Source organism: Rhizobium anhuiense bv. trifolii, assembly GCF_024346605.1.
In the GTDB taxonomy this organism is placed as follows: Bacteria; Pseudomonadota; Alphaproteobacteria; order Rhizobiales; family Rhizobiaceae; genus Rhizobium; species Rhizobium anhuiense.
The window spans coordinates 2,264,736-2,281,804 of record NZ_CP098803.1; the positions used below are offsets into that span (position 1 = coordinate 2,264,736).

The following is a 17,069-nucleotide window of genomic DNA, read 5'->3' on the forward strand; positions in this document are numbered from 1 at the left end:
AGATGCTTTGGGCCTTCTCAGGCGCGCTCCATCACATAACTTCCCGGCGCTTCCTCGATCGCGTTCAACGCGTCGCCGCCGGGTTTGCGCGCCGGCACGCGTCTGCCGTCATGCGTCTCGATCCAGGCCTGCCAATGCGGCCACCACGATCCCGGCGTCTCGGTCGCCTGGTCGAGCCAGGTCTCGTAGTCGCCCTTGGCGGGGCCGCCGGTCCAATATTGATACTTCTTCTTGTCGGGCGGGTTGACGACGCCGGCGATGTGTCCCGAACCGGTGACGACGAACTCCACTTTGCCGCCGAAGAACTGGCTGCCGAGGAAAACGGACTTGGCAGGGGCGATGTGATCCTCGCGGGTGGCGAGATTATAGATCGGGATCTTCACATCCTTCAGCGACACCGGCTTGCCGTCGAGGATCATCTCGTTTCGCGTGAGCGCATTCCGGAGATAGCAGTTGCGCAGGTAGAAGGCATGGTTTGCCGCCGCCATGCGGGTCGAATCGGCATTCCAGAACAAGAGGTCGAAGGGCAGGGGATCCTGGCCCTTGAGGTAGTTGTTGACGAAATAGGGCCAGATCAGCTCGGAGGCGCGCAGCATGTTGAAGGCCATCGACATCTTCGTGCCGTCGAGATAGCCGGCCGCCTGCATATGCTCTTCGAGCGCCGTAAGCTGCTCCTCGTCGACGAAAACCTTGAGATCGCCGGCATGGGTGAAGTCGACCTGGGTGGTGAAGAGGGTCGCGGTCTTGATGCGCTTGTTCTTTTCCTTGGCATGCAGCGCCAGTGTCGCCGCCAGCAGCGTGCCGCCGACGCAGTAGCCGACGGCGTTGACGTCTTTCTCGCCGGTCGCCTTCTCGATTGTCGCAAGCGCGAAATCGATGCCCTCGCGGGCATAGGCCGCCCAGTCCTTATCGGCGTGGCGCGCATCCGGATTGACCCAGGAAATGACGAAGACGGTCTGACCCTGGTCGACACACCATTTGATGAAGGATTTCTGCGGGTTGAGGTCGAGAATATAGAATTTGTTGATCCAGGGCGGGCAGATCAGCAGCGGCCGCTTCAGCACCGTTTCGGTGGAAGCCTCGTATTGGATAATCTGGCAGATGTCGTTCTGGGCGATCACCTTGCCTGGTGTCAGCGCCATGTCGCGGCCAACGGCAAATTTCGTCATGTCGGTCTGGCGAAGGCGAAGATCGCCATGTCCGGCGGCGATATCCTCGGCGAGCATTTTCATTCCCCGCACCAGATTGGCGCCGCTGGTCGCGATCGTCTCGCGGTAGAGCTGCGGATTGGTGGCGACGAAGTTGGTCGGCGATAGCGCAGCCGTAATCTGCTTCACATAGAATCCGGCCTTGTGCTTGGTGTGCTCGTCGAGGCCGTCGGTCTCCGACACCAGCTTTTCCGCCCAGTCTGATGTGACGAAATAGACCTGGCGGAGAAAATCGAAGAACGGATTCTTCTGCCAGTCCTCGTCCGAGAAGCGCTTGTCCTTGCGGGTATCCGGCTCCGGCGGCGTGGGGCCGCCCTGCAGGCCGCTCGCGCCTTGCATGCGCTGCATCGATCGCATCCAGATACCGAAGAACGAGGACATCAGCTGGGTCTGCGCCTCGAAGGTCCGGCGCGGATCGGAAATCCAGTATTCGGTGACCTTGGAGAGCGTCTTGACCATGTCGGTCATCGGATCGATGGCGCTTTCGGTGATCTCGCCGCGTTCGCGCGGCGCAAGCCAGGCAGACGCTGCCTGTCCGAGATTTTCGAGCGCCCGGGCGAAATTCATCGCCATGGCCTCGGGATCCTTCAGCAGATAGGGATCGAGATCGGTCGCGTCGATACCGGCCTTGCCGCCACTCTCCTTCTTGCTGTCGGTCACCATTTCCTCCGGCGGCAGCACTCTTTTTATCCAATCGTTGTACATCGTGATTGAACGAGAAAACAAGTTCCACGCGCGTCGGCTCATGCTATTGCTTTGTGGCTGCGACAAATTTAACAGTCGAAGCAGTCAGAACTGGATTTTTGAGGCATGACGAAGAACGGCATTTTGCGCATCGCAACCTTCAACCGCACCGCACTGATCTGCGCCGCGGCGGCGATGGCCCTTGCCGGATGCAATCTGACGGCGGAACAGAAGGCCGCCGCCGCCGCCAAGCGAGCGGCGCCGACCGCCGTCGTCATGCCGGCGACCAAGGGCGAGGCGGTCGAAGGCGGCCTTGCTAAGTCGCCGGACGGTTATCCGAATTTCGGCGCGCCGCTGACGGCCGCCAACGTCCAGATGAGCGACGAGCAGGCGGCCAACCTGCAGCATCAGCTGACCGCACTTGCCGCCCAGCGCAAGGCCGGCACCCTCTCGGAAGCCGATTATCAGGCCAAGGTCGCCGAAATGCGGCGCCTGGCCGCCGAACACGGCACCGATACGCTCTCCGAAATCTCCAAATAGACCTTGCCTTTCAGGCAATTTGGACGCAAAGCCTTCCGGATGGATCGGAAGACATAATTTTCCCGATAAAGCGCGTTACGCGGCCTTTCCGTCAAAGATTTGCCGCGTGGCTTGGGTCTGATGAATACGGCGTTGCGATTCTGAAGTTCGTGTCGCAGCCGCCGGGAGACGGAACGAACTTCGACTGCGGCCCGAAAAGCCGCCTTTCCATGGGGAATGAAATGGAAGAGTTTCACAAAGTCCGGCGTTTGCCGCCTTATGTTTTCGAACAGGTCAACCGTTTGAAAGCAAGCGCGCGAGCGGGCGGCGCCGATATCATCGATCTCGGCATGGGAAACCCTGACCTTCCGACTCCCCAGTCGATCGTCGACAAGCTGTGCGAGGTCGTGCAGGATCCGCGCACGCACCGTTATTCGTCGTCCAAGGGCATTCCGGGGCTGCGCCGCGCCCAGGCCGCCTATTACGCCCGCCGTTTCGGCGTCAAGCTCAACCCGGATACGCAGGTGGTCGCCACCTTGGGCTCCAAGGAAGGCTTCGCCAACATGGCGCAGGCGATCACCGCGCCTGGCGACGTGATCCTCTGCCCGAACCCCACCTATCCGATCCACGCCTTCGGCTTTCTGATGGCAGGCGGCGTGATTCGCTCCATGTCGGTGGAGCCGGATGCGAGCTTCTTCGAGCCGCTCGAACGCGCGGTCCGGCATTCGATCCCGAAGCCCTTGGCGCTGATTCTCAACTACCCCTCGAACCCGACAGCCTTTGTCGCGACGCTCGATTTCTACAAGGACGTCGTCGCCTTCGCCAAGAAACACGACATCATCGTGCTTTCCGACCTCGCCTATTCCGAGATCTACTTCGACGGCGCCCCGCCGCCGTCGGTTCTCGAAGTACCGGGTGCGATCGACGTCACGGTCGAGTTCACCTCGATGTCGAAGACCTTCTCCATGCCCGGCTGGCGCATGGGCTTTGCCGTCGGCAACGAGCGGCTGATCGCGGCGCTGACCCGCGTCAAGTCCTACCTCGACTACGGCGCCTTCACGCCGATCCAGGTGGCGGCGACGCATGCGCTGAACGGCGACGGCTCCGACATTGCGGAAGTCCGCAACGTCTATAAACGTCGCCGCGACGTCATGGTCGAAAGCTTCGGCAAGGCCGGCTTCGACGTGCCGCCGCCGGCTGCCACCATGTTCGCCTGGGCGAAGATCCCGGAAAAGTTCCGTCATCTCGGTTCGCTGGAGTTCTCCAAGCTGCTGGTCGAGAAGGCCGACGTCGCCGTTGCCCCTGGCATCGGCTTCGGCGAAATGGGCGACGACTATGTCCGTCTGGCGCTTGTCGAGAACGAACACCGCATCCGCCAGGCTGCGCGCAACATCAAGAAGTTCATGTCGACGGCAGACGAGACGATGCATAACGTCATCTCGCTGAACGCGCACCGCTAATCCAACTCTCCGGCAGCCGTGTTTCGCGGCTGCCGCCACACAGACATTCAGGATCGATCCATGGCAGATGCCCTCAAAATCGGCATTGCGGGCTTGGGCACCGTTGGCGCCTCGCTAGTCCGCATCATTCAGCAGAAGAGCAACGAGCTTGCCGTCACCTGCGGGCGTCCGATCACCATCACCGCGGTCTCCGCGCGTGACAGGACGAGGGACCGCGGCATCGATCTTTCCGCTGTTACCTGGTTCGACCGCCCGGAAGACCTTGCCGAAAAGGGCGATATCGACGTCTTCGTCGAGTTGATGGGTGGCGCCGAAGGGGCGGCCAACGTCTCGGTGCGCGCCGCACTCCAGCGTGGTCTCCATGTGGTGACAGCCAACAAGGCGCTGCTTGCCTATCACGGCGTCGAGCTTGCGACGATCGCCGAGGAGAAGGGCGCGCTGTTGAACTTCGAGGCGGCAGTCGCCGGTGGCATCCCGGTCATCAAGGCGCTGCGCGAATCGCTGACGGGCAATGCCGTCTCGCGCATCTACGGCATCATGAACGGCACCTGCAATTACATCCTGACCAAGATGGAGAAGGAGGGGCTTTCCTTCGCCGAATGCCTCAAGGAAGCGCAGCGGCTGGGTTATGCCGAGGCCGATCCGGCCTTCGATATCGAGGGCAACGACACGGCCCACAAGCTGTCCATCCTGACGACGCTCGCCTTCGGCAATCGCATTGCGGCCGACGATATCTATCTGGAAGGCATCACCAACATTTCGATCGAGGATATCCACGCCGCCGCCGAGCTCGGTTATCGCATCAAGCTCCTGGGTGTTGCCCAGCGCACCGATACCGGCATCGAGCAGCGCGTCCATCCGACAATGGTGCCGGTCGATTCGGTCATTGCCCAGGTCGACGGCGTCACCAATGCGGTGGCGATCGAATCCGACGTGCTCGGCGAGCTGCTGATGGTCGGCCCCGGCGCCGGCGGCAATGCCACGGCCTCGTCGGTGCTCGGCGACATCGCCGATATCGCCAAGAGCCAGCCGGGCGCCCAGCGCGTACCGGTGCTCGGCCATCCCGCAACGACGCTGGAGCCCTACCGCAAGGCGCAGATGCAGAGCCATGAAGGCGGCTATTTCATCCGCCTGACCGTGCTCGACCGCACCGGCGTCTTTGCCAGCGTCGCAACCCGCATGGCAGAAAACAACATCTCGCTGGAATCGATCGTCCAGCGCTCCAAGCAGCATCTGGCCCCCTCGCATCACCAGACGATCATTCTCGTCACCCACGCGACGATGGAGGAGTCGGTGCGCAGGGCGGTCGCCTCGATCAAGTCGGAAGGTTATCTCTTCGGCGAGCCGCAGGTCATTCGCATCGAGCGGCCGAAAGAGGAAGGCTGAGCCATTCTTCCCGTTTCGGAACGGTTGAACCGCCCTGTCTCTGGCAGGGCGGTTTTTTTATTATTTGTTCAACCTTCCGTTACGGAAGCCTATATTAACAGATACCGAAATATTGATATAACTAAACCAGAGATGGTGAGTCGTCTGCGTGGAGAATTTCATGAGCAAGGACAGCCACGCCGGTAAGGGGTATGGCCGCCCGAGCGACGCGCCGCCAGACCGTCCTGATATGCTTGAGCAAATTCTCAAGCCGGCCTACCATGAAATTCGCCAGGAGGTCCCTGATGAGGCTGACGGCGACGAACACACGGAAGGCCGTAACTGGGCCATTCTGCTGACGCTGTTTTCGGTCATACTGGTGCAACTGGCCGGCATCGCCCTGATCGTCTGGGCGGTATTCTAAAGCGTGTCGCGATCTTTCAGATTCGCTCGCGCTTTAGAGTTTTTGCTTGCACGCATGTCGTTTTCGCAAAACCGCCGCACACTTTTGCGCGACATGCCTTGGTAAATATCCGTGTCTGTAAATCCACCTCTATGTTATCTCCGCTGCTCCTGTAGAAAGAGCAGATGAAGTCAGCGGAGTATGGCATGGCAGATCCCGTCGATCCGGTACAGCGCGCGTTTCTCGGCGTGGAGAAATCCGCGCTCGACAATCGCTGGGTGGCGCGGCTCGACCAAGCCGGGCAGAACCGCGCGCTGGCCATGTCGCAGATTCACGGACTGCCGGATCTGATCGCCCGCGTGCTGGCCGGGCGCGGCGTCACGGTGGACGAGGCGATCGAATTCCTCGATCCGACGATCCGCAGCCTGATGCCCGATCCTCACACATTGACCGATTGCGAAAAGGCCGCAGTCCGCCTCGTGAGCGCCATCGAGCGCGGCGAGAGCGTCGCGATCTTTGGCGACTATGATGTCGATGGCGCGGCCTCCTCGGCGCTGATGTATCGCTTTCTCAGCCATTTCGGCGTCAAGGTGAACATCTATATTCCCGACCGCGTCTTCGAAGGTTACGGCCCCAATCCGGCGGCGATCAACCAGTTGATCGACAATGGCGCCCAGCTGATCGTCACCGTCGATTGCGGCTCCACCAGTCACGAGGCGCTTTCAGCCGCTGCCGCGCGCAATGTCGATGTCGTCGTCATCGATCACCACCAGGTGACACATGAGCTGCCGCGCTGCCATGCATTGGTCAACCCGAACCGCGAGGACGATCTCTCGGGGCAGGGGCATCTTTGCGCAGCCGGCGTGGTTTTCATGGTGCTGGTCGCAACGCTGAGGCTGCTGCGTGCGGCCGGCAACAAGCGCATCCTGGCGATCGATCTGCTGCAATGGCTGGATATCGTGGCGCTGGCGACGGTCTGCGATGTCGTGCCGCTGAAGGGCCTTAACCGCGCCTATGTGGTGAAGGGGCTGGTCGCCGCCCGCCACCAGAGCAATGCCGGGCTTGCGGCACTCTTCCGCAAGGCGGGGCTCGCAGGTCCGGTGACACCCTATCATTTCGGCTTCCTGATCGGACCGCGCATCAATGCCGGCGGGCGGATCGGCGATGCGGCGCTCGGAAGCCGCCTGCTGACGCTCGACGACGCCGGTGAGGCAGAAATGATCGCGCAGCGCCTCGACGAGCTCAACCGCGAACGCCAGGCGATGGAGGCCATCATGCTGCAGGAGGCGGAAGCCGAGGCGCTCGCCGAATATGGCGACGGCGAAGGGGCCTCCGTCATCGTCACTGCCCATGAGAAATGGCATCCCGGCATCGTCGGGCTGATCGCGGCGCGGCTGAAGGAGAAATTCAAACGGCCGGCCTTCGCCATCGCCTTCGATCCCTCCGGCCGCGGCACCGGCTCGGGCCGCTCGATCAACGGCTTCGACATGGGCAGGATGGTGCGATCTGCGGTCGACGAGGGGATTCTCGTCAAGGGCGGCGGCCACGCCATGGCCGCCGGACTGACGGTCGAGCGCGCCAATCTCGGCAGGCTGAGAAGCTTCTTCACGGAGAAGGCCGAAAGGACGGTGGCCAGCCTCGTCGCCAACGAGACGCTGAAGATCGACGGCGCGATCGGCGCAAGCGGCGCCACTCTCGAACTCATCGACCGCCTGGAGGCCGCCGGCCCCTATGGCTCCGGTCACGCCCAGCCGCTCTTTGCCGTGCCGGCACATCGCGTGCGCGATGCCCGCCTCGTCGGCGAGAAACATGTGAAGGTGACGCTGGAGGCAATGGACGGATCGCGGCTCGACGGCATCGCCTTCCGCGCCGCCGATACGGCACTCGGCAATCTTCTCATCAATTCACGCGGCGCCAGCCTGCATGTCGCAGGTTCGCTCGGGGCCGAGCACTACCAGGGTTCACGCCGCATCCAGCTGCGCGTCTGCGACGCGGCTCCGGCGCGGTAATCTTCTGCGAATTTCATCAGCTGCCGGCGGTCATGACACTCATCAGCATCTCCGCTTGCGACCGGCTCTTCATGGCCGCAAAGCCCTTCGCGGCGATGGAATCGCGCTCGGCGGCATCTGCGATCAGCTTATGGCAGCGCTCGATCATCTTGTCATAGGGCTCGACCGCCAGGCCGCCGCTGAAGGGCTGGAGATCCGGGTCGCGGATATCGCCTTCGGTCAGCACGCAGACGCGATTGGCGAGCAGATAGGAAATGCGCACGATCTCGAAGACGCCGCTCGTATAATGATGGATGTTGATGACGATCTTGGAACGGGCAATCGCCGCGTCGCGTTCCGCACCATAGATGTTGAAGAGGTGCGCGACCTTGAGTCCGCCTTGCTCCAGTGTCTTCAGGATATGGTGGCGGCGTTCGTTCATCGAGCCGTAGAAGAGCACGTCGATATCTTTGACGGGGGCGTGCTGTATCTGGCTGAGGCAGCGGCTATAGCCGACCTCGAGCACGCCGGCATGATCAATGCCCTTGGCGGCGAGATTTTCCCGGTTGCGCGGGCTGTAGTCGAGAACCGGAAGCGACTTCAGGATCGAGGTGTAGCGCGAATTGATCCAGATGCTTTCTTCCGACACCTGCTCGAGATTGATGACGACGCTGTCCTGCGGCAGATGGCCGACGATCTCGGCGGGGAGAAGATTGCCGCCGTAGATGATCGGCGCGCGGCCGGCGAACGCATTCATGTCGCGGACGATCGGTGCCGAGCCGCCGAGTTCCTCGAAGGCGCCCTGCAGGCCGAGCGCGACTTCGTCGAAGGCGTGGCTGTGACTGTAGTTGGCCGGCGTCACGATCCAGATGCAATGACGGTCCTTGTGCGCCTGCCATCCGCCGGCAAAGGGCTGCAACGGGTTGCGGAGCGGCTGCTCGATCTTCGGAGCGGCTGGCATAGCGGGCCTTTCGGTCCGTACCGGCTGTTGCGGCGCCGCAGAGGCGCCTGAAGCCTGCGAAGCATAGGCGCGCATCAATTCGCGGCCGCCGATGAATTGGCCGCGCGGCATCCAGGCGGGCGGATCATCAGTCCCCCAGATCAGATGCGGCTGCTTGATGAGCGGCTGGCGGCCTTCCTGCCACGAGGTCAGGAGAGCCTGGTCACGGCTGCGCAGAAAGGCTTCCTTGGTGGTGAAAAGACCATGCAGCATACGGCCGAGGCGGACACCGAACTTCCATTCGAAATCGGCAACGGTCGGTACGAAGGCGGCGATCTTCAATCCGGCGGCGGCAGCCTGCTGGACATAAAGCCCGAGCAGACGTTCGATCACGAAGGGGCGCATCTTGGCGTTGGCATCGCGTGAATAGTGAGCCTCACCGGCATAGGCGGTGCCCGCCGGCGTGCCGACGCGCGCTTGATTTTCGAGCGATTCGAGAATGCGTTCGCAAAAGGCGAAATAGCCGGACCAGAATTTCCGGTTGCCGCAGAAATAGTTGCAGAACATGAAGGCAGTCTTGTCCTGCGGCGGCGCAATCGGATAGCCGAGTTCCTGGATATGCAGGAAGATCGGCTCCATGCCGGGATGGCCGCCAAGCAGCGAATGTTCCCAAACGTTGCTGTAAATCGCCGCGTGGCCGATCAGCGGATTGTAAAGATAGGCGTCCGCACCTTCGGCCCTGGCTTTTTCCGCCTCGGTGACAAAGGACGGGAAGCTGGTCACCGATTTCATCTCGAATTTGCTCGAGAGCAGCCCCCAGAACACGTCGTCACCGAGGCCGATCGCCTCGTGATGCTGATGCAGGATGTGGAAGAGCTCATATTCGCGGGTTGTCGCCTGCGTATTGAACGAGATGTCGAGCGGCACGGCAGCCGCGTCGAGTTGGCTGCGCTGCGAAGGATCGAGATAGGGCTGATAGACGATGACCGATCCCGTGCCGGCCGCTTTTTCCGTGAGAAGCGCCAGATCAGGAAGACCGGCCGGCAGAGCGGAAATGGGCTGATTGATCGTCAAGGCATCGTCCTTCGTGCATGGCCGCCGTCTCCATGATTCACGAAACGGCATTCGGGCTGGTTTGGTGCCTGACTATTGGACGTGAAGCTTGCGCCACACTGTTGGCAGGAATTTCGCTAGACCAGAGAGCGGTTGATCGGCGCTCCGAATGAGCGAGCGCGAATGCCACGCGAGGCTTGCGCAAGGGGAGGGACGAGCGGCAGATAAAGCCGCTGATCTGGCCCGAATAACCGGCTGAATGTCTGAGAGAAAAGTGGCACGCCCTAGGGGAGTCGAACCCCTCTTCCCAGAATGAAAATCTGGTGTCCTAACCGATAGACGAAGGGCGCTTCCTTCGTGGTGGCGCCCTTATAGTCAGCACCTTCGAAGGCCGCAAGCGCCAAGGCGTGAAAAAATCATCGTTTTCGCCGATTTTTTTCGGCTGTGGAAAAACCTTGTATCGTCAGGCGACGGAGACGGGAAAGAGGGGCCGGCGGGCTGATTTAGACGCGTTTGCGCAAACCCGGTGGTACGCCCTAGGGGAGTCGAACCCCTCTTTACAGAATGAGAATCTGTCGTCCTAACCGATAGACGAAGGGCGCAGGCAACTTTACTGAAATAGGAATGCGCGCCGGCTTATGCAAGCGGGTGCGGTCGCTTCGATATGGAGAGAAAGTGGCACGCCCTAGGGGAGTCGAACCCCTCTTCCCAGAATGAAAATCTGGTGTCCTAACCGATAGACGAAGGGCGCTTCCTTCGTGGTGGCGCCCTTATAGTCAGGCGTTTTGAATCCCGCAAGCGGAATTGCGGTTTTTCTTTCAAAAAAATGACAAGAAATCCGAGGGCGTTCGAAAAGCCGATTATTGAAGCTGAATCAATAGGCTGTTGGCCGTTTCTTTAACGAGACGAGGCGGTGCTTCCGTAACGTAATGCGCAAATCGCGCGGCCGTCAGATCGCTCTTGCGGTCGTTATCGGCGCGCGTTTGCCGCCGCAGCCCCAGTTCCAGTCACGGGTTTTGCCGGTGTCGAGATGGACCGAATCCGTATGGCAATAGGTGCCGACGCCGCCGCGGTTCGGGAGCGAACGGATATAGGCGGCGATATCCCATTTCGTTACGCCGTCGATCTGGATGTCGGCCGCCTCGCAGCTCTTGTGCATCGATTCGTCGGCGCCACCGACCAGGCGGTTGTGCTCTTCGTCGCGGTAGCCTGACGTGACAATAACCGGCCGGCCGAAATGGTTTTCGACCGTCTTGATCACTTTCAGCAGGTCGGGCTTGAAGCAGCCGACCTCGACCTTGTCGTTCTGCACATGCAGGCCATTCGGCGCGATACGCGTCATGCCGGGCAGGGCGGCCTTTTGCAGCAGGCCGGAAAGACTGCCGAGCAGGTTCTGCTTCGGCGCGCTGTAGAGCGCATTCATCGTCGAGGTCGGAATGCTGCCCGTGGCGAGCGACGCTGTTTGAACTGGCGCAAGCTGGGTGCTGTTGTTCTGTGAGGATTGCTGCGGCAGCACCGGCTCCGCCGGCGGCTGCGGCACGTATGGCTGGCTGTAGACGCTGCTTCGCGCGGGTGCCGCCCCTTGCACCGGCGTATAGGCCTGCGGCTGGATGACGGTTGACGTGCTGTTGTTTTGCGGCGCCGGCTGATGATCGGAAAAAATGCTCATCGCCTGCGCGTTGATCCGGGTCGACTGCAGGACGAGCCCGCCGATATTGGCAGGTGCTGTGCTCGCCGGATCGGCCGGCGGGACGGCGGCATTCGGATCCTGCGCGACGAGCTGAGGCGCGGCCTGGGCGCCGGAGACGTTGACGAGTCGAGGGTCCGTGTAGCCCGAACGAGGGACAGAGCCTGCGGGCGCTACCGTGGCAAGCTGAGGGACTGTGGCCGACGCTGCCGGAGCAACTGCGGCGGAATCGAGCGCCTTCTTGTCCGACGCGCAGCCGGACAGCGCCAGCACCGAGGTGGCGATCAGCAAAGCGCCTGTCACGGGCATCCGCATCTGCATGTTACGCAAGCGAGCAGTCTCCAGTTGATGCGGAAAATGGGCATAAACGCCGCCTTCCGCTTCGAGTCATCGGGAGATTGCCTGCGGGGCCGGATCGCGGCAAGCGGCAAGGCGCCGGCCGGACCCGAAATCGCAAAAGCCGCAAGTTTCGCAAAAGCCTTGCGGCGAAAAACCCTTACCAGGCGCCGGTATTGCCCATCGAGGCCCAGGGTTCGGCGGGCGGAAGCGGGCTGCCTTTCTGCAGGATTTCGATCGAGATGCCGTCGGGCGAGCGCACGAAGGCCATGTTCCCATCGCGCGGCGGCCGGTTGATGGTGATGCCATTGTCCATCAACTTCTGGCAGATCGCATAAATATCGTCGACCTCATAAGCGAGGTGGCCGAAATTGCGTCCTCCGCTATAATCCTCTGTATCCCAGTTGTAAGTCAGTTCGAGGCAGGGAGCTTTTTCGTTGCGTGCACGGTCGAGATCGTCGCGAGCGGCCAGGAAAACCAGGGTGAAGCGGCCCTTTTCGTTTTCGTGGCGGCGAATCTCCTCCAACCCGAACAGCGTGGTGTAAAAGGCGAGCGAGGCATCCAGGTCTTTCACCCGTACCATTGTGTGGAGATAACGCATTCTATCTACTCCTTTATTGGGGCTGGCTTTTTTCAGCAAGCCGAGGTCAGCTTCGGGCAAGTCAACTTTATAAAATGTGCAGCTGGGAATAACCGAAAACTAGGACTTGCGCTTATCCGTTACCAAGATGTTAATCTTGATTTCAAGAATCAGTTAACCGTAACAGTGTGACGCGTATTCGAGGGGCTGGCGACAATGGCTGACAGGATTTCATCGAACGAATACTCCGATCTCGACGAGCTATCAGGAGAGGCGGTCGATCTTGTTGAAATCACCGGCGTCGTCAAGTGGTTCGACGTCGCCAAGGGTTTCGGCTTTATCGTACCCGACAACGGCATGCAGGATGTTCTCCTGCACGTGACCTGTTTGCGCCGCGACGGTTACCAGACCATCCTCGAGGGAACGCGCATCGTCGCCCTCATCCAGCGCCGCGAGCGCGGCTACCAGGCTTTCAAGATCCTCTCTATGGACCAGTCGACCGCGGTTCATCCGTCGCAGCTGCCGCCTGTGCGCACCCATGTGCAGGTCACCGCTACGAGCGGGCTCGAGCGTGCGCTGGTCAAATGGTTCAACCGCACCAAGGGCTTCGGCTTCCTGACGCGCGGCGAGGGCACGGAAGATATCTTCGTGCATATGGAGACGCTCCGTCGCTTCGGCCTGACGGAACTGCGTCCCGGCCAGGTGGTGCTTGTCCGCTTCGGCGACGGCGAAAAGGGCCTGATGGCCGCAGAGATCCATCCTGATGTTCCGAGCCCGGCAAGCCGGTCGCACTGACATGCGTGGCCTGTCCCTGTTTCATGCCATCCGAAGCGCCATCCTGGCGCTTTTTTTCATGGCTGCGCTGCCGGCCTTGGCCGAGGAGCAGATGCGGTTCGACAAGGAGCCGCTGCTCATCCAGACCGCCGCGGGCAAGGTGCTGCATTTCACCGTAGAGATCGCCTCTACCCCCGATCAGCGCGCCCGCGGGCTGATGTTTCGCAAGACGATGGCCGATGATGCCGGCATGATCTTCGATTTCGACGAGCCGCGGCGCGTCACCATGTGGATGGAAAACACCATTCTGCCGCTCGACATGCTCTTTGCCGACGACACCGGCACGATCCGCCACATCAAGGAAAACGCAAAGCCCTATTCGCGCGATATCATCGATTCGATGGGCGAGGTGAAATACGTCGTCGAACTCAATGCAGGCGTCGTCGCCAAGCTTGGAATCAAGTCCGGCGACAGGATCGTCAGCGCCACGACGACAAGCAAGGCGAAGTGACGGCGGCAGGGTCGCGCGCAGGCGGCTGCGAGGGAATTCAGGAATATCAGGATATTGAATGGTCGGAGTGGAGAGATTCGAACTCCCGACCCTCTGGTCCCAAACCAGATGCGCTACCAGACTGCGCTACACTCCGTGCCGTGAATGGCAGGGGAGATACACGGTTCACTTCGCCGTCGCAACCCATAAATCCAGCGCTGGTCGAAGATTCCTCGCCTGCCCTGTGGATGCTATAGAAAAATCTTGATGGGTCGCACGTCTGCCGTGCCGGGCGCATTGAACGTCAGGACAAGGCTGCCTCAGCCATGGGCGATCAGGCCGAGATATTGGGCGTAGCTGATGACGACGTAGAAGAAAGCCGTGATACCAGCTCCTAACGCAATGGCATTGAACTCTGGCGAACGTTTCATCATGAGTGCAAATCCACTGAAACCGATGGAGCCGTAGATAGTGCCAGGGACCGGCTGCGGCAATCAGCTTGTAATCACAACATGCGACGATCGGTAACATTGCGCAATTCGGCCTGAGGTCCCTCGGCCATGAAGAGAGGGCTGGATCGACAGGTGGGAAGACGACCCAAAGCCGCTTCGCCCGCCGATAGCCTTGTTTCCCCAATGCCTCGGCTTGTCATGAGATGGAGCAGGCAGCGTGCGTCGCGCACCGCCTTTTTTCTTGAAAAGCCAAGGATTCGCGGATAAGCAAAATTCATCTCTTCGCGCTATCTCTAGCGATGAAGCAAAAGCCCCGGCAACGGGGATTGAGACCATGAAAGGCGGGCGCTGCCCGCATAGTCGGAGACGCCGCAGTCATGTCTGCCAAGATCTATCGTCCAGCCAAGACCGCCATGCAGTCCGGCAAGGCCAAGACCCATCTCTGGGTGCTTGAGTTCGATCAGGAGTCGCCGCGCAAGATCGATCCGATCATGGGCTACACCTCCTCGGGCGACATGCGCCAGCAGGTGAAGCTGACCTTCGAAACGCAGGAACTCGCCGAGGCCTATGCCCAGCGCAACGGCATCGAATATCGCGTCATTGCGCCGAAGGATGCGGCCCGCCAGGTGGTCGCCTATCCCGACAATTTCCGCTATACCCGCACGCAGCCCTGGACGCATTGAGATTTCTCGTCCAAATATGCCGCATTCGGTCGCGCGCCTTGAACGCGACCGCCGGACGGCCCCTTAGCTCAGCTGGATAGAGCACCTGCCTTCTAAGCAGGTTGTCGCAGGTTCGATTCCTGCAGGGGTCGCCATCAATTTTCAAGTATTTGTTTTTGCTTTGTTTTCAGGCGTTAACCCCTCAATGGATTTGGTTTGAGGGGTTAGGCTGTTCTCGTTCAGTTTCGCAGCGCTCGAAATAGCGAGCTTCCGCTTGTCGGCCTTCCGCGTGTAATGGTTGACCATAGAAACGCTTCTCCAGCCAAAACGGGCCTTGAGTTTGCTGTTGCTGTTGCCGCTTTCGACCAGGAGCTGGGCGAGCGTTTTCCTCAGGTCGTGCGCCCGGCCATCCACGCCCGTCTCAGCGCACATTTGACCGAACCAATTCCCGAACGCGGCCGCGCTCTTAAATGGCCGGCCATGAACCGGCGTCACCAGATAAGCCAGATGCTCTTTCTTCACCGCATCGAGAATGGCTCTAAGATCTGGGTGAACAGGAATATAAACCCACTCGTCATTCTTGCCTGCGCGGTACTCGATGATGTTATCTTTGACGTGCTGCGGGCCGATCTGGAAGATGTCCGAGCGGCGCAGGCCAGTGAAAGGCAGCATGTCCATGGCGAGTCGCTCCTGCGAGCCTTCCGGGTGCGTGGCATAGAACTTTTCGACGTCGGCCGCTTCCCAAGGCTTGAAGCCTTCAGTCTTCGCCTTTGGCATTTTCACATCTCGGACGGGATTGTTTTTCACGATACCCGCGTCCACAGCGTAGACGCGCAATGACACGATCAGATTCATAGTCCAGTGGATGGAGAAGAACACCCCTATCTCCCGGTGCACAACCTCGATGAAGACGGCGACGTGGATGGGTCGGCATGAATTTCGATAACCCAAAATCCGTATTCGGGATGTCGGCGTCAGTGTCGCTCGAGCGTCCTTGGGAACATCAAGACAGTCCGCGCGCACTCGGCTTGCCTGAACGAGCTTTTGCATCAATAGCCCACCCCGCGGAGCGAATTCCCACGGCCCCAGTTTGGAAAGAGACCATAGGAGATAACAGTGTCTAAATCAGTGCTCTTCATGTCCATGTCACTGGACGGGTATATCGCGGGGCCTAACGATGAAGTGGGCAATCCCGGCGGCGACGACTTTATGCGGTTGCACGAGTGGTACGGGGATTTTTCCCGGCCGACCGGACCGGTCGGACAATTGTGGGACGAATGGAACGCGCCAGGTGCGATTCTGGCGGGTCGGCGAACCGTGGAGCAGGTCGATCACTGGGGCGGTGACAATCACGGTGTCGCGATCTTCGTACCCAGTCACAGGCCGCCCGGGCCATCCGTCGCGAATTATCCGCTGGTCAAATACGTGAGCGACGGGATCGCGAGCGCAATGGCGCAGGCGAAGGCCGTCGCCGGGGACCGGGACGTGTTGATGCTTGGCGCGTATACGGCGCAACGGGCGCTGGAAGCTGGCGTGCTCGACGAACTGCAAATACACCAGGTTCCAGTCTTGTTCGGAGGTGGCCGCCGAATGTTCGAAGTCTTACCATCGCGCGTCGAGTTGGAGATCGTTCGGGTGATCGATACACCCGAGGCCACGCACATCCGCTACCGCGTCCGCCGCTGAGCCCGCCACCCAGCCGTCATTCGTTGTGGTCGCCAGCATCAAGGCGCGGAGGGACCACGTGGCCGTTATTCCGACGGTTTGGAGAAGCCGCGGTAAAAGCGTGTCGGCTGCAGCAGCGAACTGACGATGTTGGCCACGATCGGCCCATCCGCCTCGCTCTTCGCCTTCGCTTCCCGCCACTCCCGATCGGCGATGAACTCGGCCCATTTCTGCTCGCGCTCCGCCAGCGACCGCCATTCGAGCAGGTAGGTCAGATCGTTGCTGGAAGAACCGATCATCGTCGTCCAGAAGCCGAGTGAGCGGATGCCGAGACGTTCCCAGATCGCCAGCGTTGCGGTCTCGAAACGCTGTTGCAGTGCCGGCAGCCTCTCCGGCAGACATGTATAGATGCGCAATTCGTGGATCATCGGATGCTCCTCATGCTGGATGTCCTTTGGAGCGTCCTCAATCCGCTCTCGGAAATGAAGGGCAGCTTATAAAATTCCATAAGGTAATCAACACTTGCGCGGCGCCCCTCAGATCAAACAATTTTCATTGAAATTACAGCATAATTTCAGAGTTTTGGCATTCCTGCAGGGGTCGCCATTATCTCCCACCGTTTTTGCGGTTCGCAGAATGGCCCACGGCAAGCAGGGGCTGCCGGGAGACTTGATGGTTTTACATGTGCTTCGAACCCGGCCCGGTCGGATTTCGGATCACGCTTGCCACCCGGCCAATCGGCACGGACATCGGTGCGCGTCGTTTACATCGCGGGCGTCGTCGCCTAGTGATTGCGCGAAACC

Annotated in this window: 15 protein-coding genes, 5 tRNA genes and 1 pseudogene; 11 read left to right on the plus strand and 10 right to left on the minus strand. The window is 60.5% G+C overall.

All coding sequences use genetic code 11. From position 1 onward, the window contains the following. Nucleotides 1–17: 17 nt before the first annotated feature. Nucleotides 18–1,871 (minus strand): PHA/PHB synthase family protein, encoded by a 1,854-nt coding sequence (locus NE851_RS19865; RefSeq protein ID WP_409527294.1) that lies wholly within the window; start codon nt 1,869–1,871, stop codon nt 18–20. 147 nt (nt 1,872–2,018) lie between these two features. On the opposite strand from NE851_RS19865, the gene NE851_RS19870 reads away from it, so the two are divergent. The 5 genes from NE851_RS19870 to recJ all read left to right on the plus strand — a co-directional run bounded on the left by NE851_RS19870 (nt 2,019) and on the right by recJ (nt 7,648). Then, nucleotides 2,019–2,432: a hypothetical protein gene (locus tag NE851_RS19870; protein ID WP_047614864.1), complete on the plus strand. Its 414-nt coding sequence runs from the start codon at nt 2,019–2,021 to the stop codon at nt 2,430–2,432. A 221-nt stretch (nt 2,433–2,653) separates the two neighbouring features. Next, nucleotides 2,654–3,871 carry an LL-diaminopimelate aminotransferase gene (locus tag NE851_RS19875; protein ID WP_047614866.1) on the plus strand — a complete coding sequence of 406 codons (1,218 nt, stop codon included), beginning with the start codon at nt 2,654–2,656 and terminating at the stop codon, nt 3,869–3,871. 60 nt (nt 3,872–3,931) lie between these two features. Next, the gene (locus NE851_RS19880; RefSeq protein ID WP_097543915.1) at nt 3,932–5,257 is read left to right on the plus strand and encodes a homoserine dehydrogenase; all 1,326 of its coding nucleotides are present in this window, start codon (nt 3,932–3,934) and stop codon (nt 5,255–5,257) included. Nucleotides 5,258–5,417: 160 nt separating this feature from the next. Beyond that, nucleotides 5,418–5,660 (plus strand): hypothetical protein, encoded by a 243-nt coding sequence (locus tag NE851_RS19885; protein ID WP_097543916.1) that lies wholly within the window; start codon nt 5,418–5,420, stop codon nt 5,658–5,660. Nucleotides 5,661–5,845: 185 nt separating this feature from the next. After that, nucleotides 5,846–7,648 carry a single-stranded-DNA-specific exonuclease RecJ gene (recJ, locus tag NE851_RS19890; RefSeq protein ID WP_063475488.1) on the plus strand — a complete coding sequence of 601 codons (1,803 nt, stop codon included), beginning with the start codon at nt 5,846–5,848 and terminating at the stop codon, nt 7,646–7,648. Nucleotides 7,649–7,664: 16 nt separating this feature from the next. Here recJ and NE851_RS19895 read toward each other — a convergent pair whose 3' ends face one another. The 6 genes from NE851_RS19895 to gloA form a co-directional block, all read right to left on the minus strand. Beyond that, nucleotides 7,665–9,641 carry a CgeB family protein gene (locus NE851_RS19895; RefSeq protein WP_047614872.1) on the minus strand — a complete coding sequence of 659 codons (1,977 nt, stop codon included), beginning with the start codon at nt 9,639–9,641 and terminating at the stop codon, nt 7,665–7,667. A 254-nt stretch (nt 9,642–9,895) separates the two neighbouring features. After that, a tRNA-Glu gene (locus NE851_RS19900) sits at nt 9,896–9,970 on the minus strand. A gap of 177 nt (nt 9,971–10,147) precedes the next feature. Further along, a tRNA-Glu gene (locus NE851_RS19905) sits at nt 10,148–10,222 on the minus strand. Between the two features lie 74 nt (nt 10,223–10,296). Then, nucleotides 10,297–10,371: transfer RNA gene (locus NE851_RS19910), tRNA-Glu, on the minus strand. A gap of 198 nt (nt 10,372–10,569) precedes the next feature. Next, nucleotides 10,570–11,637: a YcbK family protein gene (locus NE851_RS19915; protein WP_097545494.1), complete on the minus strand. Its 1,068-nt coding sequence runs from the start codon at nt 11,635–11,637 to the stop codon at nt 10,570–10,572. Between the two features lie 166 nt (nt 11,638–11,803). Further along, nucleotides 11,804–12,244, minus strand: a complete 441-nt coding sequence (gene gloA / locus NE851_RS19920) for a lactoylglutathione lyase (RefSeq protein ID WP_047614874.1) — start codon at nt 12,242–12,244, stop codon at nt 11,804–11,806. Between the two features lie 195 nt (nt 12,245–12,439). Between gloA and NE851_RS19925 the strand changes: the two genes are divergently transcribed. Then, nucleotides 12,440–13,018 carry a cold-shock protein gene (locus NE851_RS19925; RefSeq protein WP_012757289.1) on the plus strand — a complete coding sequence of 193 codons (579 nt, stop codon included), beginning with the start codon at nt 12,440–12,442 and terminating at the stop codon, nt 13,016–13,018. A gap of 1 nt (nt 13,019) precedes the next feature. Next, nucleotides 13,020–13,508 (plus strand): DUF192 domain-containing protein, encoded by a 489-nt coding sequence (locus NE851_RS19930; RefSeq protein WP_063475491.1) that lies wholly within the window; start codon nt 13,020–13,022, stop codon nt 13,506–13,508. Nucleotides 13,509–13,567: 59 nt separating this feature from the next. Here NE851_RS19930 and NE851_RS19935 read toward each other — a convergent pair. Further along, a tRNA-Pro gene (locus NE851_RS19935) sits at nt 13,568–13,644 on the minus strand. 672 nt (nt 13,645–14,316) lie between these two features. On the opposite strand from NE851_RS19935, the gene NE851_RS19940 reads away from it, so the two are divergent. Then, a complete protein-coding gene (locus NE851_RS19940; protein ID WP_047614878.1) occupies nt 14,317–14,622 on the plus strand; it encodes an ETC complex I subunit in 306 nt (101 codons plus the stop codon). A 57-nt stretch (nt 14,623–14,679) separates the two neighbouring features. Next, a tRNA-Arg gene (locus NE851_RS19945) sits at nt 14,680–14,756 on the plus strand. A gap of 7 nt (nt 14,757–14,763) precedes the next feature. Here the strand turns inward: NE851_RS19945 and NE851_RS19950 are convergent. Next, nucleotides 14,764–15,456 carry a tyrosine-type recombinase/integrase gene (locus NE851_RS19950; RefSeq protein WP_312862868.1) on the minus strand — a complete coding sequence of 231 codons (693 nt, stop codon included), beginning with the start codon at nt 15,454–15,456 and terminating at the stop codon, nt 14,764–14,766. On the opposite strand from NE851_RS19950, the pseudogene NE851_RS19955 reads away from it, so the two are divergent. Further along, nucleotides 15,431–15,537: pseudogene (locus tag NE851_RS19955) on the plus strand (CopG family transcriptional regulator); the annotation flags it as partial. The gene NE851_RS19950 and the pseudogene NE851_RS19955 sit on opposite strands and share 26 nt — an antisense overlap. Before the next feature lie 192 nt (nt 15,538–15,729). Further along, nucleotides 15,730–16,287 (plus strand): dihydrofolate reductase family protein, encoded by a 558-nt coding sequence (locus NE851_RS19960; RefSeq protein ID WP_179867865.1) that lies wholly within the window; start codon nt 15,730–15,732, stop codon nt 16,285–16,287. A 65-nt stretch (nt 16,288–16,352) separates the two neighbouring features. On the opposite strand, the gene NE851_RS19965 is transcribed toward NE851_RS19960, so the two are convergent. After that, nucleotides 16,353–16,694 (minus strand): NIPSNAP family protein, encoded by a 342-nt coding sequence (locus NE851_RS19965; protein ID WP_097544378.1) that lies wholly within the window; start codon nt 16,692–16,694, stop codon nt 16,353–16,355. Nucleotides 16,695–17,069 lie beyond the last annotated feature (375 nt).